Origin of the sequence: Sphingobacterium sp. HSC-15S19, assembly GCF_050433745.1 — a bacterium.
GTDB classification, from domain to species: domain Bacteria; phylum Bacteroidota; class Bacteroidia; order Sphingobacteriales; family Sphingobacteriaceae; genus Sphingobacterium; species Sphingobacterium siyangense.
This window is the reverse complement of sequence record NZ_JBNPWQ010000017.1, coordinates 1-24730: the sequence shown is the minus strand read 5'-3', so window position 1 is coordinate 24730 and position 24730 is coordinate 1. Positions and strand designations below refer to the sequence as shown.

Sequence of the window (24730 nt, the reverse complement as noted above, 5' to 3'; positions counted from 1 at the left end):
GTGAGTCTTGCCCTTTTTCTGATGACTGTATTCATCTGGAAAAACGATCAACTGTATTCTCCTTTGATTATTGTGCTGATTATGTATGTTGGAATAGTTTCCTGGGGAGCATTTGATCTCCGTCTAAATTTCTTTATGCAATCGACAACAAGCGTAAGAAAAAATGTGCGGCAAGTTGCGATCACTTTTGATGACGGCCCTACACCTTTTACCTTGGAAATACTAGACTTACTGGATCAATATCAAGCAAAAGCTAGTTTTTTTTGTATTGGCACACAGGTCGTCAAGTATCCCATGATAGCGAAGCAAATTATTGAAAGGGGCCATGTAATTGCCAATCATAGCATGAATCATCCCAATAAGATGGGGTTTCTGCCAAGCAGACAAGTTGTTGAAGAGATAAATGAAGCTAATCATGCCATTGAAACGGCAACAGGAAAAAAAGTATTGCTTTACAGGCCTCCATTTGGTGTCAGCAATCCACATATTGCAAAAGCATTGCACGATTGCAAGTTGAAATCCATTGGTTGGAACATCCGCTCCTTGGATACTTTAAATCTAACTGAAGATCAGATTTTTGCACGCATTGCAAAAAAACTAAGTCCCGGCAGTATCATTCTTTTACATGATACATCCGAGAAAACAGTACATATCGTTAAAAGTTTATTAATGGCATTAAAGGTTAACAAATTAGAAGCCGTAAATTTGGAAGATTTCTTAAATCAAAAAGTATATGAAAACTAAGCTCATTCTACTCCTTGTTTCTGTATTTCACATTGCGCTGACCAAAGCACAAGAAACAGCTATGTCAAGCGCTGAAATAACTAGTTTTAAACAAACCGTCGTAGCGGAAGCACAAAAAATAAAAACCTTAAAAACAGATTTTGTCCAATATAAGCACTTGGATTTTCTTTCTAAAGAGATTACGTCCAGTGGATCCATGTTATTGAAAAACCCAAACAAGCTGCTTTGGAAATACAATACACCGATCCAATATGGTATTCTTTTTAAAGACAATAAAGTATTGGTAAATGATCAAGGTAAAAAAAATAAGGTCGACCTTGGCAACAATAAAAAGTTCGAGAAAATCAATAAAATGATTATTGGCAGCATCAGTGGAGATCTCTTTGCTGCCGATGACTTTACGATCACCTTTCACAAAAATCGAAATCAACGCATAGCGAAGCTTTCACCTAAAACAAAAGAGCTATCGGCTTATATTCAAACGATCGTATTGTATTTTAATGATCAACAATCTACAGTTTCGGAAGTCCAGTTGATAGAACCGTCTAAAGATTATACAAAAATAGTTTTCAAAAACAAGCAGATCAACCAACCAATCAGCGATGCGTTATTCAGTTTTTAGTCTGTTACTTTTAGTTCTTCTGACAGGATGTAAGGTTTACTACCCAAATGGTAAACAAAACTATGGTGCAATCGACACTCTCGTTCAAAACCCCTATTTTGCCAGGTTAAATGAAGAGCGCTTATATCGGGCCACAATTCGCTTTTATGGAAAAGAGATGACAGGAATGTTTGTCGCCAAAAGAATCAGTCAGGACGATCATCGGATTGTACTTACCTCTGATCTGGGGAATACCTTATTTGATATAACGATTTCCAAAGACCAACATCTGGTCAATTATGTCATGCAAGATCTCGACAGAAAGATAATCCTCCACACCTTAGTGAGGGATTTCAGAGCTTTAACACAAACAACTTATAGAGCTGACTATCAAAATTTAATAGCCAATCAATTTTTAAGTATCTATAACGGCAAACGATATTTTCTTAAGATAGATGACCAAGGAACCTTAACCAAAATCGAAATGGCATCCAAGTACAAAAGAGCTTTTGAAATTCAATTCAAACCAGATTCTTTGGGGAAACTTGACAGCTTTAATATAAAACATCGTGGTATCAAGCTAAAAATGGATTTTGTAAATATTCCATTTTAAGCGACATGATACATAAGGCTAGATATAAAAAATAAACAAAGCCGTATTTCCGCTATAGTAAGTTCTTCAATTACTTTTATTATGCTCCGCTATTATATTGCATATAAAAGGTAATTTATCTAAGTTTGAAACATGGTTTTAGCAGACTTTTATACGATACACAATAGTCAGGTGCGTGAAGATGGAAAATATTTGATGGAGATAGGTATTCATCCCGATCATCCGATTTTTAACGGGCATTTTCCAGGGCGACCAGTAACACCAGGTGTATGTATGTTACAGATCATAAAAAATATAACCGAAGATTTACTGCAGACAAAACTCCGTATGCGGTCTGCCAAAAACATTCGTTTTTATGCCATTATAGATCCTTCCGTTCATTCCATGCTGACATTGGAATTGGCGGTTCAAGAAACCGAAACCATACAGATCAAGGCCAATTGTTCTTTCGATGATACCCTTGCACTTAAAATGGAACTCAATTTTTGCCGCACTTATCCTGTTGTATAACCATGATCAATTCGCCAAGCTTCAGCCAATCTATTATTCCTACAGCTGTATGTGTACTCATACCCACCTACAACAATGCTAAAACGCTAAAAAGAGTTTTAGATGGGGTTTTGGCCTATACCACACAGGTTATTGTAGTCAATGATGGTTCAACGGATACAACAGCAGAGATTTTAGCAAATTACCCTTCCATTACAGTGCTGCACCTGGAAAAGAATTCAGGTAAGGGCAAAGCTTTACGAATAGGGTTTGATACGGCAAGAAAACAGGGATTTCAGTATGCAATCACCATCGATTCGGATGGGCAACATTTTCCCGATGACATTCCAACTTTTATAGACGCACTCAACCAAAGTGACGGAAATATTTTATTGATTGGTGAGCGCCAAATGGACCAAGCCGGCATACCCAAAAAGAGCAGTTTCGGTAATAAGTTTTCCAATTTTTGGTTTTGGTTTGAAACAGGGATAAAACTTGCTGACACGCAATCAGGATACAGACTCTACCCTCTTGATCGCATACCTAAAAAACTATATACCAACAAATTCGAACTAGAAATTGAAGTAATTGTACGCTCAGCATGGAAAGACATTGTCGTGAAGAATGTACCGATTAAGATACTTTACGATCCGACAGAGCGAGTTTCGCATTTTAGACCATTTAAGGACTTCACACGAATTAGCATCCTTAACACCTTCTTAGTTTTGATTAGTCTACTCTACATATTTCCAAGAAACGCTTTTCGAAGTTTCAAAAAAAAAAGCTTTAAGGATTTTCTAAAAGAAGATATTCTGGGAACGCACGATTCGAATTTTATTAAATCCATTTCGATTGCATTGGGTGTGTTTATTGGGATTGCCCCTTTATGGGGATTTCAGTCTTTTTTATCAATTTTTCTCGCCTCTGTCTTTAGGCTTAATAAAGGTCTTTGTTTTGCCTTTTCAAATGTCAGTATCCCCCCTATGATCCCATTGATTATTTGGGGATCGATACAAACAGGAAAGTTATTTATATCCAGTGCCAAACCTTTGTTGGATTATAGCCAAATAGATTTTCAAGCTATATCCGAACATTTTTTACAATATGTACTGGGTAGTCTCGCTTTGGCTTTAGTGACCGCAGTCCTATTTGGACTTTCCTCCTTTACGCTATTGCGGTTTAATCAACGACGTTAATATGCAGCATTATTTTTATCAGCTTTATCTATTTTTCAAGAAGAAACCTTATATCGCCTGGTTAGTTGCCCTGCTCTTTTTGGTCGCAACGGGATATTTCGCACTAAAACTAAAATTTGAAGAAGATATTACGCGGATCATACCTCAAAATGAACGGACAAATGAGGTTGCCAAAATATTGACCCAACTTAAGTTTTCGGATAAAATAAGCGTCATTATTGAACGGGAAAAAGATGCTTCAATTGACGATATGGTTGAAATGGCTAATTCCTTTTCCGATAGCATCGTATCGCTTGCTCCCTACTATCATAGTATACAAGGGCAAATTAGCGACGCGGAAATGGAAAGTACCATGCAGTTTGTATACCAGCATTTGCCGACATTATTGGACGAGAACGATTACAAAACCATAGCAAGCCACCTGCCAAGTGATAGCATAGCGCAGGTAGTGGAAGCCAATTATGCTGCATTAATTTCGCCTACGAGTATCGTTGCAAAATCTTTTATACAACGAGATCCCCTAGGGATTGGCTTTATGGCGCTTAAAAAATTCCAAAAGCTCAGTATTGCCGGCGATTTTCAACTTTACAATGGCTATATTATTACAAAAGATTCAAGCAAGCTGTTATTGTTTATTAATCCCAAATATTCAGGCTCGGAAACAGAACATAATGCGATTTTTGTCGACAGGCTTGACAACATGAAAAGTGCGTTAAACAAGGTCTACCTAAAAAAAACCAAACTAAGCTACTTCGGATCATCTTTGGTTGCTGTCGCCAATGCAAAGCAAATCAAAACAGATATCCAAACGACCATCCTTATTTCGATGAGTTTATTGATGCTTATTTTGATTCTCTTTTACAAGAAAGTGCAAATTCCGGTCATCATCTTTATTCCCTCGCTTTTTGGGGCTTTACTAGCACTCGCATTTCTTTACTTTCTGCGGGGTACAATATCTGCTATTTCAATCTCCATTGCTGCAGTATTAATTGGCATTACCATAGACTATGCGCTGCATATCATGACGCATTTCAAGCAAACTCAGGATATCAAACACCTCTATAAAGAAATCACTAAGCCAATCTTGATGAGTGCGGGCACTACAGCCGTTTCTTTTCTTTGCCTGCTCTTCGTCAATTCGGAGGCCTTAAAAGATTTGGGAATATTTGCGTTCATTGCCATCCTGTTCTCGGGAATATTCTCTTTGATTCTTATCCCGCATATCTATAAACCGAATATAAAAACCTCGGATGATAAAAACCATCTCATCGATCGGATTTCTGCATTCAGTTTTGAACGGAATAAACCCTTACAAATATTTAGCTACCTATTGTTAGTAGTGAGCTTGTTTACTTTTTGGAAAGTCGGGTTCAATAAAGATTTATCTGCACTAAATTTCTTCCCAAAAGAACTGCAAGAAGCCGAATACAAACTTGAAAATTCAGCACAACAACAAAATAAGTCGCTATTTCTGATAAACTATGGTAACAATATCGACCAGGTTCTTTCGGCTAATTCTTTATTGTATAGTAGATTACAACAAGATACAGGTATGATCGCTATCAATTCCATTGGTGAAATTGTTCTATCGAAAAAGGATCAGGAGGCGAAAATTGCCCAGTGGAATTCCTTTTGGACAGATGTCCGTAAAACGGAAATCCGCGAGAATCTTATCCGTTCTAGCGCTGCTTTTGGTTTCAAACCAACTGCTTATCAAGCTTTCTTCTCCCTTTTGGATCAAAAATTTTCGACCGTCACATGGGATGATTATCAGAAACTCAACAATGGAATATTGAGCGAGTATATCAGTTCCAAAGATGGCTTTTTCACCGCAAATACCATTGTAAAAACGGCAGAAGGAAACCGGGAAAAATTGATGAAGCAGTTCAATAATGGCAGTACCGTTGTCATTGATCGCAAAGAAATGAATGAAACCTTTTTGGGACAGCTGGTCAATGACTTCAACACCTTGGTCAATTATAGCTTTGTAGCCATATTTGTTATTCTTTGGTTGTCATTTCGCCGCATCGAGCTGACATTGATCAGCATGGTACCTATTGTGTTAACAGGCTTGGTTACAGGGGGCCTCATGGGCCTGTTTCACCTCGAATTTAATATTTTCAGTACCATTGTCTGTACACTTGTATTCAGTCACGGTGTAGACTTTGCCATATTTATGACCGCAGCCCTGCAAAAAGAATACAGTACCGGCAAAGATGAAATGCCTATGTACCGTACGTCTATTCTACTTGCCGTATTAACGACAATTTTAGCCATCGGTGCTTTAATTTTCGCTAAACACCCGGCATTAAAATCCATTTCAGCAGTTTCCCTACTCGGTGTTACAGCAGCGGTTTTAAACACTTTTGTTCTTTATCCGCTCGTTTTTAGGTTTGTATTTCGCCGCAGGCCTTCCCAAGGCTTATCTCCGCTTAGTTTGCGTCTGCGCTTGATTTCAGCGTTTTCGTTCAGCTACTATATCATCGGAAGTATGCTTTCAGGCCTTCTCTTTAGTTTGATCTCTAATAGAGCTTGGATGACACGCGTAATGTCTCGTTTTGGAGACTCTGTATTGAAGTCCAACCCTTTTGTCAAGAAACAGCAATTCAACGCGCATGACGAAGACTTCAAAAAACCCGCGATTATTATAGCCAATCACAATTCGCTATTAGATACACTTCTTATTGGGCGTTTATTGCCAAAGTGCGTATTTGTTACGAACGAATGGGTCTACAAATCACCAGTCTTTGGCCGTGTGGTTAGGCGTGCAGGTTTTTTAATGCTCGACGACGATTTAGAAAAATCGAAAAACATCTTAAAGCAACGTATCGATGCTGGGTATTCGATTGCGATTTTTCCAGAAGGAACGCGATCGGCAACAAATGATGTACAACGGTTTCACAAAGGCGCATTCTATATTGCCGAACAGCTGCAATTGGATATCCTCCCTATTTATATACACGGAGCTGCCGATGTTTGTCCAAAAGGAGATTTTGTCATTTATGATGGAACACTCAGTACAGTCATAGGCGAAAGAATTCGACCTACCGACCAACAGTTTGGAGATAATTATTCTGCACGCTGTAAAACAATCAGTCGCTTATTCAAACAACAGTTCGCTGAAATCAGAAAGCAATTTGAGGGTCCGACTTACTTTAGAGAAAAAATAAGCTTAAACTATCGGTATAAAGAAACGGAAATCGAAAAATTAAGCCTAAATGATTTTGACCTTCATCAGGAGTCTTATGCAACCTGGAATAATTTCATTGCAGCAAATGCAAAAATTTTGCATATTGGAAACGATTTTGGTCATATTGATTTTTTGTTGACCATGCAACAGGCACAGCGACATATAGAAAGCTATATCCGTGATCCTGAAAAACGTGCTATTGCGGGCAATACGTATCTAAAGCATAAACGTAAATTGACTTATCTAAATCAGCCGACCGAAACCACATTACGTTTCGATGTACTGATCTGGGGCAGCAACGATGAAAAGGTTGAAATCAGCGATTCGATACATACTATTGTATGTTATGATTTCCTAGAAAAGCCACATTACATTGGTTTTGAAGAAGTATTTAAAGATCAATACAGTTGCGTATTAAAAAGAAGAACAAATGGATAAAGTCTACGATAGCGTCATCATTGGTTCAGGGCTAGGAGGCCTTGTTACCGCAGTTCTCCTTGCTAAATTTGGACGCGAAGTATGTGTCATTGAAAAAAACAATCAATATGGTGGCAATCTGCAGACTTTTGTGCGAGACAAAGAAATCTTAGACACAGGGGTACATTACATTGGCGGTTTGGGTGAAGGTGAAAACCTGTATAAATATTTTGAGTATCTGGGGATTATGAAGGATCTATCGATCCAACGCATGGGAATCGATGAATATGATCGAATTTCATTTGATGGAAATCCGATCAATTATCCACATGCACAAGGATATGAAAATTTTGTACAACAATTGCTTCATTACTTTCCTGAAGAAAAGCAGGCCTTAACCGTATATTGTGAGAAGATACAGGACATCTGTAATTCATTTCCTATGTATAATCTCCGCAAAAGTTTTGGGTTCAATGAGGCTGTACTCGGTATTTCATTGAAGTCTTTTTTAGACGATTTGACCGATAACGAACTCCTTAAGGCTGTACTCGTCGGTTCGAACTTCCTTTATGTTGCAAAAGCAGAAAGTACCCCACTCTATGTACATGCGCTTACCATAAACTCCTATATTCAGTCCGCTTGGCGTTGTGTAAACGGCGGTAGCCAAATTGCCAAGTTATTGATCCGCCAATTGCGTAAATATGGTGGTGACATCATCAAAAATAAAGAAGTCATTGCTGTAGAAATGGACGATCAGCTGATCAAAGCAGTACGCACCGATGACCAGCAGCTGATTTATGCAAAGGAGTTTGTTTCGAATATCAATCTCCGGCATACCTTTGCCATGCTGCCTGAAAGATTTCAAAAGCAAGCTTATGTCAAGCGTATACAAGGCTTACCGTTGAGCCCTTCGGTTTTTTCCGTTTACATCGTTTGTAAAGAAGGTTATATCCCCTATCAAAATTATAATATTTACCATTATAAAAACATCGCTTCCGTTTGGTATAATCAGGAGCAATCTCCCTTAGTCGTTTCCATGAGCTGTAACAGCGAAAATCAACGCTATTGTAGCACCATGACCGTGATGTGTTATATGACTGCGGACGAAGTGCAACAGTGGAATGAGACTTTCAATCGGTCCATTATCCAGCAGTTAAGTAGCCGTGGTGAAGAGTATGAAGCCTTTAAAGCTGCCAAGGCTGCAGAAATTATCGAAGAACTCCAACACTTGTTTCCGAATATTAAAGCTGCCGCTCAATCTGTTCACACGTCCAGTCCATTAAGCTACCGTGATTTTATCGGGGCCGAGGAAGGTAATATGTATGGCTATTTAAAAGAATACAAGCATCCGTTGAATAGCTTAATTTCCACGAAGACGAAAGTCAAGAACTTGTTTCTGACAGGCCAAAATGTCAAGATGCACGGTGTGTTGGGGGTTACAATTACAGCCTTCTCCTGTTGCTTAATGATGCTTGGAAAAGAATTTGAAGATGATCTATTTAAAGAGAATGATGAAAAAGTATTGGTTGGCGATTTGGATAGCATCACTATTTAGCTCTTGTGCGCTAAATGGTGCCCTGAAAGAAAAAGCTAAATTCGAACAGCAGGCGATTCCGACATTAAGGTTGGCCGACTCTACGGACAATTATCTCAGCATAGACAGTAACTTCCTATTTCATAACGCACAAGGTTTATGGGAACTCTACGTCAGCGGTAACCCGATGGAACTTGGATTAAAAACGGGTATACTGACACAATCGCTTTATGCCTACCAAGAAAAGGCTTTCTTTTCTAAAATTCAAGAGTTTATCCCTTCTCAGCGCAAGCAGAAATGGATGATGAAATTGACTAAAGTCTATAATCGAAACATCCATAAATATATCCCGATAGCGTATAGAAAAGAGATTTTTGGATTGTCACGGTATGCTTCTCCTCGCTACGACTCCCTTATGGATCCCTATCAGCGGAATCTTTTTCTTCATGGGGCCCATGACTTGGGTCATGCTTTTCAGGACCTCGCTTTGGTTGGCTGTTCTTCCTTAGCGGCATGGGGACCAAAGTCTGCAGATGGCGAGCTCATTATCGGGCGAAATTTTGACTTTTATGCGGGCGACGATTTTAGTCACAACAAATTAATCACTATTGTGAAACCCGATTCTGGTTATTCATTTCTCTCCGTGGGCTGGGCAGGCATGATTGGTGTCGTCTCCGGCATGAACAGTGCTGGCCTGACAGTTACACTCAATGCAGGAAAATCGTCTATTCCTTGGGCTGCAAAAACGCCTATATCTATTGTTGCCCGAGAAATACTCCAATATGCTCGAAATTTTAAGGAAGCCATCGCCATTGCAAAAAAACATCCTATTTTTATTTCAGAATCACTTATGATCGGGTCTGCAGATGAAGGCCGTGCCATCTTAATTGAGATGTCGCCACATAAATTTGCTGTTTTTGAATCAGACAATGCAAATTACCTGCTATGCACAAATCATTTTCAGAGCAGTACCTATCAATCCGATAAGCGCAATCAAAAACAGATTGAAGAAAGCCACAGTGTTTATCGACACCAACTGCTGACAGAGCAGTTGCAACAGCAGGATAAGCTTACAGCCCCTAAAGTTGCGGCTATACTAAGAGATCGCAATGGATTAAAAAATAAAGAAATAGGCTATGGCAATGAAAAGGCCTTAAATCAGCTCTTGGCTCATCATGGCGTCATTTTCCAACCAAAAAAACGCCTTGTATGGATCTCAGCCAACCCCTATCAGCTTGGGGAATTTGTCTGTTATGACTTAAATAAAATCTTCGACAACAAGGCACATCAGCCAGCGTCTACATTGGCCAATACAGCATTGAATATTCCCCAAGATACATTTTTGAATAGTAAAGCCTACCGCGATTATGAGGATTACCGTAAACGAGATCGAATAATAGACCACAAACTGAAGTCTGACCAAGAAATTACTGAATCGGAATGGCAGGAATATCAAAAGCTCAATCCCCTGTTTTGGGCAGTCTATCACAAGAGAGGAACGTATTATTTTGAGCAAAAGCGCTATGAAGAAGCACTAAAGCAATTGCAACAGGCCGACTCCTGCGAAGTGACCACTTTGGTTGACCGCAAAAACATTGCTTCATATATTCATAAAATTGAGAAGAAAGGAGATAATCGATGATCCCAACGATAGAACAAGCCAGTCTTGAAGAAATAACCCATTATCAAGATGAAAAGCTAAGATATGTTTTAAACTATTTGAATACACATTCAACTTACTACAAACGTCTTTTTCAACGTGAAGGAGTTGACTTACAACGCATCCGCGGTGTTCAGGATCTCCCCCTTTTGCCGACGACTTCCAAAGAACAGCTGCAGCAGTTTAACTGGGATTTTCTGTGCGTCCCCGAAGAGGAGATTGTCGACTTCTCCACAACTTCCGGTACACTGGGGACACCTGTTGTATTTGGATTAACAGACGCGGACCTGGAGCGTCTCGCTTATAATGAGATGATTTCCTTCCAACGGGTAGGTATTAAAAAAGGCGACCGGGTACAAATTATGACGACCCTAGATCGTCGTTTTATGGCGGGATTAGCTTACTTTCTTGGACTCCGTAAAATTGGAGCCGGAATACTTCGTATTGGGGCTGGCATACCTCAAATGCAATGGGATTCAATCCAGCAGTTTAAACCCAAATTTCTTGTTGTCGTCCCCTCCTTCCTACTCAAAATGATTGCTTATGCCGAAGAACATAACATCGACTACAACAGCAGCTCTGTAAAGGTCGCCATTTGTATCGGTGAAAATCTTAGAACTGCGGACCTGCAGGACAACCAACTGGCAAAACGAATTCAGGAAAAATGGAATATTGCCCTCTACTCCACTTATGCTTCCACCGAAATGAGCTCAGCATTCACAGAATGTGAAGCTTTTGCCGGTGGTCACCAACATCCAGCATTAATCATTACCGAAATATTGGACGATAATGACCATCCTGTATCCGATGGTCAACTGGGAGAATTAGTTGTCACCACCTTAGGAATAGAGGCTATGCCCGTTTTGCGCTATAAAACTGGCGATATGGTCAGACGACATGCTGGCCCTTGCACATGTGGTCGGAACTCCTATAGAATAGGCCCTGTTGAAGGCCGAAAACAGCAGATGATTAAGTATAAGGGTACGACGCTGTTTCCCCCGGCTATGTTTGATGTATTGGCCAGCTACACCGCAATTGAACATTATCAGATCGAGATCTCCAGCACTGCAGTCGGTACAGACGACATTCGGATTTTAATATCCTCCAAACAACAAAACAGCGCATTATTAAAAGAAATCAAAGATAGTTTTCAGGCGAAACTGCGCGTAATTCCCAATGTGGAGTTCGAACGCGAAGAAATTTTGATCAGCCGGATTTATAATCCGCTCAGCAGAAAACCCATTTATCTGGTGGATGAAAGGAAATTGTAAGTAGCCCACAGTACTATCACCCAGATGCTAAGCATTCATATACAAATCATTAGCCCACGTATAAAAAAATAGGGAATTAGCGAATGTTAAACATAAAAATGCTGTCGACAAAAGGCATTAAAAATAGTCTGCTAAAAGATTGAATTTTATCGCAAAGATTATTTGTAAGATCTAGAAAATAGTATATCTTTGCGACAGGTCCCCGTAGTTCAATGGATAGAATTTCAGATTCCGGTTCTGACGATATGAGTTCGAATCTCGTCGGGGACACATTTAAAAATAAACCCCACTTTAAATTAATTTAAAGTGGGGTTTATTTTTAAATTTCACTTCACAACGCCTAAAATGCCAACTAACCTATATAGCTTGCCCAGAAAAATTACAATATGAGCAGACTCAATTCTTTGATCAAAAACTTTCAAACTAAAAGCGCTCTGGATTTATTAAATTATTCTTTAAAAATTCGTCAATAACATCGACGCACTTATTCACCCAAGGATGGAAAAGCCAGAAAGGGTGAACCTGTACATCAAATGTATACACTTGATGTGCCGTCCCCCAACGCTTTAGCATACCGACCAATTCATCTTGTCCGGCATGGAATCTAGGAAGACCGCTATTTATGAATAACATCGGAATTTTCTGTTCCTCTCTGGCCCAAAATATAGGCGAAGCCTCCTTCCATATTAACGGTTTTTCGGCAAAGGTTCCTCCAAGCCAGAAGGCATCAGGAGAATCGGGCTTTCGTTCTAAATTGAGTGAAAGCGGAGCCATGAAATCCACCACTCCATCCAAATTAATAATAGCCTGAATCTGCGTACTGTGTTTAGACTCAAGAAATGATTCAAATTCGGGCACATTACCTGTCAATCCAACCAGACTCGCTAGGTGACCTCCTGCGGAACTTCCCGCCACCACGATACGGCTACTGTCGATATCGTACTGATCGGCATGATTTTTAAGCCACAAAATTGCCGATTTGATATTGAGTAAGGCATTGGGATATTTTGCCTCCAAAGATAATTGATACTCCACTGGAATGCAGACATACCCTTTTCTCGCCAGCAACTGTGCCATGGGTACATCCATTTCCTTCTGCCCAGAACGCCATCCACCACCATGGATCCATATCACTGCCGCATGTTTTCGCTGGTCATTTGGCCGGATAACATCGAGATGTAGATCCCGAGGGCCAAAATCGGTTCGAGCTAGATGTGCATATACCAGATTACGTACGACCTTTAGATCTCCTCCTAGGCTGTCCATAGCCGGTCGTGCATGGGGATAGCTTTTCTTGATCTGCCGCCATACACGCATCGTATTATAGGTCGTATCTTTCGGAATGTCTCGATTCTGCGCCCACACCGAATCGCAAAACATAAACAATAATAATGTACTCCACAAAAGAGCCTGTGAGCGATATTTATTTTTCCATTTCATCGAGCATTTCTTTAACTTTCCAATCCTCCATTACTTTTTCGAGTTTATAAACATCCCGTTTATCTTCCGGTAACTGATGTGACCAAGTCACTCGCTTTGAGAGTTCCGATGCCCCTGCTCCCTTAGACCCCAATTCGGCGTAAAATACAGTTTTATCTTTATCTGGGAACAACGTGTCACCCTTCCATTCATTCCAGCCTTCAGGAATAATATGAGCTCCTAGGTTACAATCTACCAGAACCGTATTTGCATAAGGACGCCATGGCCTGCCAAGAAATACTTTATCGACAGACTCATCTGCAGCTACAAAATCACATTGGTCGAAAACGTAACCATAAAATTGCCCCTGCGGCGTAGAAGCTGCTGTGACATACGAATTCCGCAAAGAAATCAGTCGGCAACTCTTAAAGAATGCAATGCCTGGCCCGAAGATAAAATCCGTCGTGCCGCTGATACTGCAATCAGAAAAATAGCTTCTTGCACCGCTTTTACCCAGATACAAGGTGTCCTGAAATCCCAAAAGACGGCAATTAACCAGTGCTATCTGATCCCCTTCTAGATGAAGTGCTACGGCCTGCCCTACTGGTCCGGCTGCATTTTCGATAGTTATATCCTTGATAAGCACCCTATTTGCACGTACCAATAGCGTATAACTACTAAAAGTCCCAAGCTTCGGCTGCCCTGTCTCATCCGGACAATCAACCAACTTACCTGCATAATCATCAAAAATAATCTTGGTATTGGCAGCATCCTCACCAACAAGCTGGACATTTTCGACATAAGTTGGGATAACTATTTTCTCGTGATAAATTCCCTTCCTGATCCAAATCCGAACCGCATGTTCTGCACGAAAAGCACGAACGGAATTCACGGCTGCCTGTATACTTGTGAAATCACCTTTTCCGTGTTGGTCTACAGTGATCACTTCAAGGCTGGCCGCTCGCAATCCCGATCCTAACAATGACAGGCTAACAACTAGATAAACTGCCACCAAGATCTTAATTAATTTTATCCGTCTCATAAATCAGAAAATAATTGCATTATCAAACTAATATATTTATATATAAACTTTATTCATAACTTTAAAATATTCCAATAATTTCATAGTTATTAAAGGGTCAAAACTATGTTATTGATCTATTCGAAACCAATCCACTTCTGCATAGCCACTATCATTGATATGCTTTTCGCGGCTGGCATAGAGTCCTAATGTGGCTCCTATCCATTTGCCAGGTTTCGCTTGGAAGCCATTTTCCACGACTGTATATTTTTTACCATCCAAGCTATACGTCCAGCTGCAGGTCTTTCCATTTTTAACTTGTACACGAAGGTAGACAAAGTCTTCTGGCAAAGTAGCGATGCGCCTGACCTGCTCTTCAGCTCCCGAATAGGCATTGACACAACTACCATAATAAAGTTGAAAGTGGCCCTTTTCCTTACGGATAAAAAACTGACTATAATCTTCGCCGACCACCACCAATCCTGCTTTTTCACCAAGTTCCTTCTCGCTAGGACGCAGTCGTATTTTTGCTGTCGCACTGAAATTTTCGGCAGGGAATTTTTGCGTCAGTATATTTGGCGCTGCCATCAGATTTTTACTTCCTTCAGGAAGCTGCTGGCTATAAAGCCGAAGTTTGCCTTCGTGTGATGGCATAAGCCAGTTTCCATCCGGATTTGCCTGCCATTGCCACTGCAGTCCTAAATGAGGAGAATCAAACTCATCCGATTCCTGAGGATTCATCAGAGCAATAACCTGGTTTCCTACATTAGGTTTTTTATAGCTCATCACGGGTGTCCCTACTCCATTTCCATCGATGTCCTCGCCTATAATGGGCCAATCGGCTTTCCAAACCATAGGCTGCAGATGGACCACACGCCCCATGGCTTCTTTATCCTGAAAGTGGAAGAACCAGTTTTCTCCTGAGGGTGTGTCTACCCATGCTCCCTGATGTGGACCATTAACTGTCGACTTGTTCTGGGCCATAGCCACCTTGCGTTCATAAGGTCCATAAATACTTTTCGAACGCAAAATCAATTGCCAGCCCGTTGATACGCCACCTGCTGGTGCAAACAAATAATAATATCCATTCCGCTTATATACTTTGGGGCCTTCAATTGTAGGATCCAATTCATGTCCATCATAAACGATCGTACCTCTGTCCAATACAGAAGTTCCATCGGTACTCATCTTGGCGATAGCGAGCACGCTTTTCAAGCCTGCTCTGCTCCCCGCATAGGCATAAGCTAAATAAGCCTGACCATCTTCATCCCAAAAAGGACAAGGATCGATCAATCCTTTCCCTTGGAAAACCAACGTAGGAGCAGACCATGGCCCCCGAATATTCTTGGTCTTTATCTGATAAATCCCAAAATCCGGATCGGGATAATAAATATAAAACTCTCCATCGTGATACCGTATGGAAGGCGCCCATACACCACCTCCGTGTTGCACTTTATTGAACACCTCTTCCGGTAACTGCCTTTGCAACGCATGTCCTATAATCGTCCAGTTGATCATATCTTTAGAATGTAGAATGGGCAGGCCTGGACTGTGATTAAAACTTGAGGCAATCATATAATAATCTTCACCTACACGGATAGCATCGGGATCGGAATAATCTGCATTGATGATAGGGTTTTTGAATTTTCCATTTCCAAGATCCGGGCTCCAGACCTTAGAATTATAATGTTGTCCGAAAGTCAATGAAGAACTACAGAAGCTCATAATGGTCATCAGGCAAACATATTTCCATTTTTTTTTATCGGTATTTAGCATAAATTCGAATTTTAAGTTTTATTTCACAACAATTTCATAAACTTTACCTTTCGTGGTAGAAAGATCATAAAGCACTGTTTCGGGAATTTCAAATGAACTATTTTGTGTTATTACCAATGGTTTTTTGATTTCATCTAGGTCAAAAAAGGAGTTCGTATTTTTTCCATTCGCTTTTTTCAACCGCTTCCTTTCTAAATAGAGTGTACTCCCAGAGTTAATACGAATACGGCAATTGCCTCCTAAGGTCGAGTTGACCTTTAATTTCGTTAACTTTCGATTTTTCCAGCTCATATCTATAATAAATCCACCTCTAGTGACTAAACCGTTCACTTCGCCATTCGGTAGCTCATCTGGCCAAGCAGGTAATAAAAATATGCTCCCATCATAGGATTGCACCAACATCTCTGCGATTCCAGATGTACAGCCAAAATTACCATCAATCTGAAAAGGTGGATGGGCGTCCAGTAAATTAGGATAGGTACCACCATGTTGTCCTTTCCGTTCCTCTGGGGCTGGGCTCAATTGATCTTTGATCAATTTATATGATTGATTACCGTCCAGCAAACGTGCCCACCAATTTACTTTCCAGCCCATAGACCAACCAGTCGACTTATCTCCGCGGTAGATCAATGAGTTTTTTGCTGCCTGAGCAAGTTCAGGGTTGCGAAAAGGTGAAATCTGACCAGATGGAAACAATCCGTATAGATGCGATATATGACGGTGACGATCATTTTTTCTATCCAAATCTTTAAGCCACTCCTGAAGCTGACCATGTTGACCAACTTGCATTGGAGGCAACTGTGCCAGACTTTGTTTGACAGAATCCCGCAATACGACATCAGCATCCACAATGTAGGATGCACGGATAAAATTATTAAAGACATCAAACACAAGTTGATTATCCATTGTCGTGCCTGCTGAAACCCCAACACTACCTGCTTCATAGCTATTTTCAGGACTGATGGAAGGACTTACGACCAGCCATTTCCCAGATGGATCCTTCGTCAAAACATCCAGGTAAAATAAAGCCGCTCCTTTCAATACATGATAATAATCCTTCAAAAATTGCATGTCTCCTTTATACAGATAATGTTGCCAAATGTGTTGGCTCAACCAAGCTCCGCCCATTGGCCACATACCGTAAAAACCGCCATCTACAACCCCCGTAATGCGCCATAAATCAGTGTTATGATGAGCATTCCACCCTCTGGCATGGTACATTTTCTGTGCACTCTCTTGACCTGTAACAGCAAGATCATTTAACATACTAAACAATGGTTCGTGCATTTCACTTAAATTCCCTACCTCGGCCGGCCAATAGTTCATTTCAGTATTGATGTTTATCGTATACTTACTATCCCAAGGAGGAGAAAGTTTGGCATTCCAAATCCCCTGTAAATTGGCAGGCTGGCCTCCAGGTTGTGAAGAAGAAATCAACAAATAACGACCAAATTGAAAATAAAGAGCAACTAATTGTGGATCAAAATTTGTCGCAAATTCCCGAATCCGCACATCCGTTGTTTTTTTTGCCTGCGCATTGTTACCAAGGTCCAATTTCACCCGACTGAAGAACTGCTGGTATTTTCTCACATGCTGCTCCAATGCTTTCGCGTAAGAAATTCTTTTTGATTTTTCAAAAATTCGTATGGCCTTTCGTTCAGGATCGATGGAGAGATCCTTGTAATTTTTGAAGTTTGTTCCAATGGATACATAAAGAATTACTTCATCTGCATTTTTAATTGTAATCTGCTCACCATGATGATTAATTTGACCACCTTTAACCTGCGGATAAACAAATCCATAGAATGCCACCTGCCCTTCTTTAGAATCCACCGTACCTCCTTTTCCCCGCAGAAATAATGCTCCATTATTTATGCCTAGGCCAATATTTTGATGTGGACTTTTCCAGTTTAGATCCATTGAAATACTTTTCGCTTTATCAGCAGTGATGCGGATCAACAGCACACTGTCGACCAGTGACGTAAACATTTCCCTTCGATAATGGACGCCATCGACTTGATAAGAAACAGTACTTATCGCTTTATTTAAATCCAACTCCCGTCGATATTGAACAGGGTGACGGTGAGTCGGAAATCCAAGCAATAGACTACCGAAAGTTTGGTAAGGCATGCCATAGTCCAATCCTGCAGGTGCAGCTCTTGGAAAAGCGAGATTCGACAGTTCCTGCGCTTCTTTATTCCTGCCCTCAACTAAAAACTGACGAATCTTTACAATATCCGTGTATTTGCCTTCAGGCACATTGTTTCCAGGGCGTCCGGCCCAGATCGTTTCTTCATTCAATTGAATCTCTTCTTGGGAAACTCCGCCGTATACCATGGCACCGATACGCCCATTCCCCAAAGGCAATGCTTCGTTCCAGTTACTAGCCGCTTTATCATAGTGTAACTTCAATTCTTGCGATGAACTAAACTTCCAAAACAGCAATAGAACACTAGAAAATATAAGATATTTGATATTCATACCAAGATATAGATTTATGGTTTAATCATTTTAATTTCATGAAGCGAAGCTGCCAATATGCTTGGCCAAGTTGCTGTCGACCCTGAATTGTTGACCAGTGCGATGGCATGTCCTCCCTGTGGAAAAATATGCAAAGAGGCCGTAATGTTATGTTCTAGTAAAGCTTGATAATATAAAAGGCTATTTTGTACAGAAACAGTCTTATCGTTTTGAGCATGCACCAAAAATGTGGGCGGCGTACGCTCTGTCACCTGAGCCTGCAAACTAAACAGCTCTTTTTGAGAATCATCAGGGACCTTACCCAATAGATTATCCACGCTTCCCTGATGGGCATGATCACCCTTCATTGTAATTACGGGTGACATCAAAACGCTGAAATTGGGTTTACTGCTTAATTGATCTATCGCATCACCCAGAACTTTGATCGGCCGTTCTATGCTCGATAAGGAAGCAGCAAGATGTCCTCCGGCCGAACAGCCCATCACACCAATACGACCGGGATCTATATGCCATTCAGCCGTCTTAGACCGAATAACACGGATTGCCCGCTGTGCATCCTGCAGGGGGGCCAGCGGTCGATCGATCACGTCAGGCGAGTTTGGCAAGCGATGAAGCAACACGAACGCATTGATACCAATTGTATTAAACCATTTGGCCAACTGTGTGCCGCTGATCACATAAGCCAATCGGGAGTAACCTCCTCCAGGAATAATCAATACTGCAGTTCCCGAATTTTCTTCTTTTGAGACCAAAAAAGGAATAATCCGGGGCGCAGCAACTTGATACACGCGTTCGTTAGCAATACTATCTAAAAGCTTCAACCCTTTACTATTTGGCATTGTTGTATCATATAACAGAATTGATTCTTGACCCTGGGTCAGTAGATATGCAAAAGATAAGAGAATTGTCAATAATTTTTTCATTTACACAGAGATTTAAGTCAAAAAATTAATGTTAGGTCTGTACATCCAGTACTTCAAATCTTTACACAATCTCATAGACTAATTAATTTTGACAGCATTAGTTTTTGCGCCATGTTTAAAACTTAATTTCTTTTTATCTATGTTCGAATTATTAAATACAATATTCGTTGAGTTGAGTCCATTTACTTCTAATTCTGGAGAGATGTTCTTGTCAAATCTCAAACCTTCAAACCGTAAGTTAGAAGCATTTTCAATATAAATAGTTGGTATCTTAGCATCTTTCGAGTGCAAGAATGCATTTTTCACAACAATATCCATTGCATCTTTAAGCTCAATCACTTTGTTGGCAACAATGTTTAGATTGGTCATGCTAACCTGCTGCACGGGCATCTCTGGCAATCCCCGGACAAAGATGCCAACATGAGCCCCCCTACATGTAATTGCATCGATTGATATATTACGGAATCGTGGGGTTTCAATACTTACAGGCGGGACCTCTTGAACTTCGTTGGCCTGTGGAGGCTTCGTCCAATAGTACATATCAAAATATATAGCCTCCTGCACAATATTATTCATATTGATATTGCGGATGTGGATATTTTCCACTATCCCGCCTCGACCACGTGTGGTCTTAAAACGCAAGCCTTTGTCAGTCCCCATAAAAGTGCAGTCTTCTACAAAAATATCTCGTGCGCCACCGGACATCTCACTCCCCACCACAAAGCCACCGTGTCCCTTATAGACTTTATTATGGCGAATAATAACGCGTTCGGTCGCAATCCCACGTTTGCGTCCTTCTTCATCTTTACCTGATTTAATACAAATCGCATCGTCACCCACATCCAGGACGCAATGCTCTATTAGCACATTCGAACATGATTCGATGTCAATACCGTCTCCATTCTGGGCATAATCCGGGTTTGTGATTTTCACATCTCTTATGGTCAGATGCTGCGTCATAAGGGGATGTAAATTCCAGGCAGGTGAATTTTGGAAGGTCACACCTTCAAGTAATACGTTCTTACATTTGGTCAAAACTAACAAGTTAGGCCTTAAATAATCTTTGATATCCTCGAAGTCAGTCAATTTTTTGCCCTCAGCTAACAAGAAAGAACGTCTTTCTTCATGCGCAAGCTTCGATTTGACACTGGGGTACCATGTTTTGCCGTCTGCACTGATTAAACCACCGGACGCAACTTTAGTTTTCCATTCGCTTTCTGTCAATGCTCCTTTACCAACCATCCTCCAAGCATCTCCATTGCCATCAATAATACCTTTGCCTGTTATAGCAATATTCTCAAGTTCTGTACCGCTGATGGGTGATTCGTTTCGTGCCGAAACTTTTCCTTCATAATTTCCTGCTACAATTTTGTACTGGTTGAAGTCATCTGTAAACTGCAAAAAAGCGTTTTCTTCCAAATGAAGGTTCACATTGCTCTGTAATATTATTGGCCCTGAAAGCCAATAGCCGGCCGGCACCAAGACAACACCGCCACCGCTTTTGCTACTAGAACGAATAGCCTCATTTATACTACTTGTGTTTAAGGTATAGCCGTCTCCCTTCGCTCCAAACCTCTCGATACTAATCGTATCATTTCGAAATTGAGGTCGTTCCACCTCAGGAAGATTATTCCAATGATATGGACTATCTGCCGACTGAGCGCTAATATGCTGGCATACTCCGATTGCTAAACAAAAGCACGCCAGCTTTAGCCCTTTTTTCTTATTTTTTTTAAACATCTATTTTAGTTTTACTCATCTGTTATACAAAATCTATAAAATATCAGATCTGCCCCTCTGTTATGGAAGCTACCAATTTATTGAGATACACCTCTAGGTATGTATAGCCTGATTCGGTTAGATCGGTTGCTTGTTTTTCGGGGTAATTCTTTTTAAGCCAGCCATCTGGTATTCCATCCCGGTCACGATCTTGAATGGCTGTGCCAGCCTCCAACGATGGCCAGGCCCCATATCGATTACCCACAGGATCTGGATTAATATCCTGCTGTGAATCGATCAAACCTTTACGGGGATACTGTAGGCTTTTCCATTTTCCCCCTTCGCCATTGTGAGGGCTCTTTCCTTGAAAAGTAGCACTCCCACTACGTGTTTCGTTAATGATGCGCTGATCGACAGCATCACGTACATAGGAGTTACCTGCATATGTCAGTACTTTTTCGTAAGCTGTTTGTGCGTCGTGGGTATGGATCGTTCCTTGTAGAGGTATCTCCTTATCTAATCTGATTCCCGACTGAATCTGTTCGCCGACGATCCGCACACCCTGCCAATTATCTGCGGAAATGCTGGAATTGTGGGTCAGTAAATTACCGCTCACAAAATATTTACCCCATACATCTTTGATCTTTGGAAAAGGGTGCTCTTCTGTTTTGGCATTAATGGCTATAATTCTATCCTTAATGTTACTATTCGTAGCAGGCCCAGGTTTATACAAGTTATTAACGATGTTAACATACATGGTTTCACCGCCATATACTCCATTGCCATTCCAATTGTAAATTACATTATTACGAATATCTGTCGTATCGCTTCCTGCGTAAAGGGCTCCTGGGCCCAATCGAGGGCTTCTACTATCATGATGAGCAAGGAGGTTGTGGTGAAAGGTTGCATGAACTCCCCCCCAAATAGCACCATAACCATGTGGACCTTTGGAATGTCCAGAAAGACGCAGACTCTCAGAAATAATGCACCATTGCATCGTGAAATTTTTATTGTCATAGAATGAAGCACATTCATCCGTACTCCAGCTAATGGAGCAATGGTCGATGATGATATGCTGCCTTTGGCGTCCTCCAAGAGCATCCGCTCCGTCAGCATCGCGGCCAGCGAGCTGCAGATCCCCCATACGGAAACGCAGAAATCGGATAACTATATTATCCGCATCTACTGAAACAGGATTTCCCGCTAACGTAATTCCTTCACCGGGAGCAGATTGCCCAGCTATCGTCAAATCACCCTTGTTTATTGACAATCGTTGTTGGAGCCATATTGTCCCCCCTACTTTAAACAAAATTGTTTTTGCCCCATCTTGTCGTAGGCACCAGCGTAACGAGCCTTCTTTTAGTTGTGCATCACCCTGGTCGTCATCACGCAATGTATTCACATAATAGACTGTACCAGCCCGACCTCCTTTTGTAAACATTCCGCCGCCTTCAGCTCCCGGAAAAGCTGCAATATGCTGAGCAGAAACTCGTGTGTTATAAAATATCAAACACAACATTCCGCACCATATCAATTTGTTCATACTTACCTTTCCTGATTTAACATTATGCATATTTCAATCTATTCAAACCAACGTGGATCTCCAGCAGTACCACGTCCACCAAATCCATTACCAGCTTTAATACGAAAGTCTTTATTCATCGGATTTACAAATAAGTCTTCCGCGGTTCCGCTGAAAATAGTGATCTCCGAAAAATCCCGGGAAGTACGCTCTATCTGCAATTCATTTGTACGATAGCTCCCAGCAAACGATACGTTAAGCGCAAAACCAGCATGATCGTAGCTCGTTGCGTTTATACGCCCACCACTGTTCGTTCCGGCAATAATATTGTTGCTTCCAACAAAGGAAAAAGGCAATCGAGCGGTATCAAAGCGGAGCAATTGAGTCATTGCTGCATTTTGATTATAAAAAGTACAATTGCCAACAACTATCTTTCCGACAGCGACGCGAACGTCCATCAACTGCGTTGTCAGATCGGTGAAGGTACTGTTGGTTATTGAGATCGAATCCACACTTGCGGTGCTACCACCGATATTTACCACACCATATCCTCCGATTTTATCGACTCTACAATGATCAAAGTTTATCCCTTTCACGGTCACAGCATTGTTAAGGCGTACCACCCCACTACCTAGTCTTTCTATATAACAATTTTTAAAAGTGTAGGCAGCTACACTTGCACCATTTTTATCCTGAGAGATCAAAAAAGAGCTACCGTTTGCATAAATTTCGAGATTTTCAAACACGACCTCACCCAAGACAAGATCGGTCAATTGCAGCCCCAAAAGATTTAACTTAGGATAATTGCCGCCGGCATCTGAGGTGCCGGTCAGATTTAGGTTACTGATTCCTGCAGGTATCAGTAAATTGGCCAAATCGTAAGTCTTACCACCTGTAAATACCAGCACGATATTGGTTTTTCCTTGGGCAACAGCTGAGCTTATCAGCGTAGGGATATCGTCTCCAGGGTTTACTGTTATCATCTCTCCTCCAGCTATACCTAAGGTTTTAACTGTCTTTGCTCCTCGCTCGTTTTCCTCGTTAAAAATTGCGACACGATAGCTTGTTCCTGGCCGTAAACCTTCAATCTTGAGATGACCATCGGCTTTATTAGTAGGGGACAAAGTTATCTTCTGCAGTTCAGTATTCTTTACTGGTTCAAAAACACTAACATGAGTTACACGATCTGTTACAGGCCAATAGAGCTCAATATGATCCACACCAATATTCAGTTTACTAAATAACTGCTCTGCAGCTGTCTTAAAATATAATTGCGAATAATTTGATTCTTCACCTGTTTCTGTATTTACTCCTTTCATCCTGACAGAATACTCCGTAAGGCCATCCAGATTATCAAATAAAGTCCGATATTCAACCCTTGCAGGAATGGTGGATGGTGCGAAGGGAGTCAACGTATCAGCTAATATTTCCACTGTCTTAACAATTTCGGCAAACTGCAAACTATCCTTACTAAATTCAAAAATATATTTCTGCGCAGCTACTGTTTTTGTATAGTTAATTTCCACTGAAGTTGCACCGACTACACCAGTAGTAAACTTTAGTGATTTAAAAAGCCGCTGATGTGAAGCATCCACCTCCCAATCGTTAGCTTTCTTACAACTAAGCAGGTTTAAAACCAGAGCCAGCAACATTATGCTATTTAAAAGTATCTTTTTCATAAAACTATTTGCTTGATGTTAATAACCGTAGGCATTACTCAGGTAGCCCCTTGCTTCCCGAATATCGTCGATATATATAGGATAAACGTACCGATAATTACAGACGCCATTGCCCATTTTATACTGGTTAAGCTGCGCTTGAATTTCCGCGCCATAGGTCAACGTGGATAAAAATTCCGAATAATTGTACGTAGCCATCAATCCTGTTCCAGCCAATAATGTTCTGATCGGCCAAATTGTATAATTGTATACTTTTCCGGATTCTACTTTTTCTGGCTTGGCAGCATCTTGAGGAAACCATCTGACAGAAATGTAGTCCCCACCTGGAGCCGCAGGCAAATCACCGTAATAATTTAAGGAAGCCTTATCAATATATTCGTTATCTTTCCTCTATAAATTAACTATAATACAGTCCCCTTGCGCATTGGGTTTTGCGATTTTCCTCTTCGAGTTTGGTCAGCCGTAAGGCTGGCAT

At 40.8% G+C, this 24730-nt stretch carries 18 protein-coding genes and 1 tRNA gene; 10 read left to right on the top strand and 9 right to left on the bottom strand.

The window, feature by feature from the left end; genetic code table 11:
* From L1283_RS15105 to L1283_RS15060, 10 genes are all read left to right on the top strand, one after another.
* Window positions 1-744 carry a polysaccharide deacetylase family protein gene (locus tag L1283_RS15105; protein ID WP_157698414.1) on the top strand — a complete coding sequence of 248 codons (744 nt, stop codon included), beginning with the start codon at window positions 1-3 and terminating at the stop codon, window positions 742-744.
* Complete coding sequence (locus L1283_RS15100) at window positions 734-1366, top strand: LolA family protein (protein WP_075991961.1); 633 nt, start codon at window positions 734-736, stop codon at window positions 1364-1366. Before L1283_RS15105 ends, L1283_RS15100 begins: the two co-directional genes overlap by 11 nt.
* Window positions 1347-1958, top strand: a complete 612-nt coding sequence (locus L1283_RS15095) for a hypothetical protein (RefSeq protein ID WP_145328541.1) — start codon at window positions 1347-1349, stop codon at window positions 1956-1958. Before L1283_RS15100 ends, L1283_RS15095 begins: the two co-directional genes overlap by 20 nt.
* Before the next feature lie 132 nt (window positions 1959-2090).
* Window positions 2091-2468 (top strand): 3-hydroxyacyl-ACP dehydratase, encoded by a 378-nt coding sequence (locus L1283_RS15090; protein ID WP_145328542.1) that lies wholly within the window; start codon window positions 2091-2093, stop codon window positions 2466-2468.
* Window positions 2469-2470: 2 nt separating this feature from the next.
* Window positions 2471-3643 (top strand): DUF2062 domain-containing protein, encoded by a 1173-nt coding sequence (locus L1283_RS15085; protein WP_145328544.1) that lies wholly within the window; start codon window positions 2471-2473, stop codon window positions 3641-3643.
* Window position 3644: 1 nt separating this feature from the next.
* On the top strand, window positions 3645-7271 hold the full coding sequence (locus L1283_RS15080; RefSeq protein ID WP_145328546.1) for a 1-acyl-sn-glycerol-3-phosphate acyltransferase: 3627 nt from the start codon (window positions 3645-3647) through the stop codon (window positions 7269-7271).
* Window positions 7264-8805: a phytoene desaturase family protein gene (locus L1283_RS15075; protein WP_088161024.1), complete on the top strand. Its 1542-nt coding sequence runs from the start codon at window positions 7264-7266 to the stop codon at window positions 8803-8805. Before L1283_RS15080 ends, L1283_RS15075 begins: the two co-directional genes overlap by 8 nt.
* Window positions 8759-10426, top strand: a complete 1668-nt coding sequence (locus tag L1283_RS15070) for a C45 family autoproteolytic acyltransferase/hydolase (RefSeq protein ID WP_208734282.1) — start codon at window positions 8759-8761, stop codon at window positions 10424-10426. The genes L1283_RS15075 and L1283_RS15070 overlap by 47 nt, the downstream gene beginning before the upstream one ends.
* A complete protein-coding gene (locus tag L1283_RS15065) occupies window positions 10423-11715 on the top strand; it encodes a phenylacetate--CoA ligase family protein (protein ID WP_088161022.1) in 1293 nt (430 codons plus the stop codon). Before L1283_RS15070 ends, L1283_RS15065 begins: the two co-directional genes overlap by 4 nt.
* A 198-nt stretch (window positions 11716-11913) precedes the next feature.
* Window positions 11914-11985 (top strand) — tRNA-Arg (locus L1283_RS15060).
* A 153-nt stretch (window positions 11986-12138) separates the two neighbouring features.
* Here the strand turns inward: L1283_RS15060 and L1283_RS15055 are convergent.
* From L1283_RS15055 to L1283_RS15015, 9 genes are all read right to left on the bottom strand, one after another.
* Entirely contained in the window at window positions 12139-13155 is a 1017-nt protein-coding gene (locus tag L1283_RS15055) for an alpha/beta hydrolase (protein ID WP_145328550.1), read from the bottom strand.
* Entirely contained in the window at window positions 13139-14176 is a 1038-nt protein-coding gene (locus L1283_RS15050) for a pectinesterase family protein (protein WP_145328552.1), read from the bottom strand. Before L1283_RS15050 ends, L1283_RS15055 begins: the two co-directional genes overlap by 17 nt.
* A gap of 108 nt (window positions 14177-14284) precedes the next feature.
* Window positions 14285-15931, bottom strand: a complete 1647-nt coding sequence (locus L1283_RS15045) for a glycoside hydrolase family 43 protein (RefSeq protein ID WP_232475746.1) — start codon at window positions 15929-15931, stop codon at window positions 14285-14287.
* A gap of 18 nt (window positions 15932-15949) precedes the next feature.
* Window positions 15950-18412 (bottom strand): glycoside hydrolase family 95 protein, encoded by a 2463-nt coding sequence (locus L1283_RS15040; RefSeq protein ID WP_286851082.1) that lies wholly within the window; start codon window positions 18410-18412, stop codon window positions 15950-15952.
* Between the two features lie 14 nt (window positions 18413-18426).
* Entirely contained in the window at window positions 18427-19335 is a 909-nt protein-coding gene (locus tag L1283_RS15035) for an alpha/beta hydrolase (protein WP_286851080.1), read from the bottom strand.
* A 78-nt stretch (window positions 19336-19413) separates the two neighbouring features.
* On the bottom strand, window positions 19414-21075 hold the full coding sequence (locus L1283_RS15030; RefSeq protein WP_286851078.1) for a glycoside hydrolase family 28 protein: 1662 nt from the start codon (window positions 21073-21075) through the stop codon (window positions 19414-19416).
* A gap of 43 nt (window positions 21076-21118) precedes the next feature.
* On the bottom strand, window positions 21119-22597 hold the full coding sequence (locus L1283_RS15025) for a pectate lyase family protein (protein ID WP_286851076.1): 1479 nt from the start codon (window positions 22595-22597) through the stop codon (window positions 21119-21121).
* Window positions 22598-22635: 38 nt separating this feature from the next.
* Entirely contained in the window at window positions 22636-24255 is a 1620-nt protein-coding gene (locus L1283_RS15020) for a DUF5123 domain-containing protein (protein ID WP_145328561.1), read from the bottom strand.
* Window positions 24256-24273: 18 nt separating this feature from the next.
* On the bottom strand, window positions 24274-24594 hold the full coding sequence (locus L1283_RS15015; protein WP_286851073.1) for a hypothetical protein: 321 nt from the start codon (window positions 24592-24594) through the stop codon (window positions 24274-24276).
* Window positions 24595-24730 lie beyond the last annotated feature (136 nt).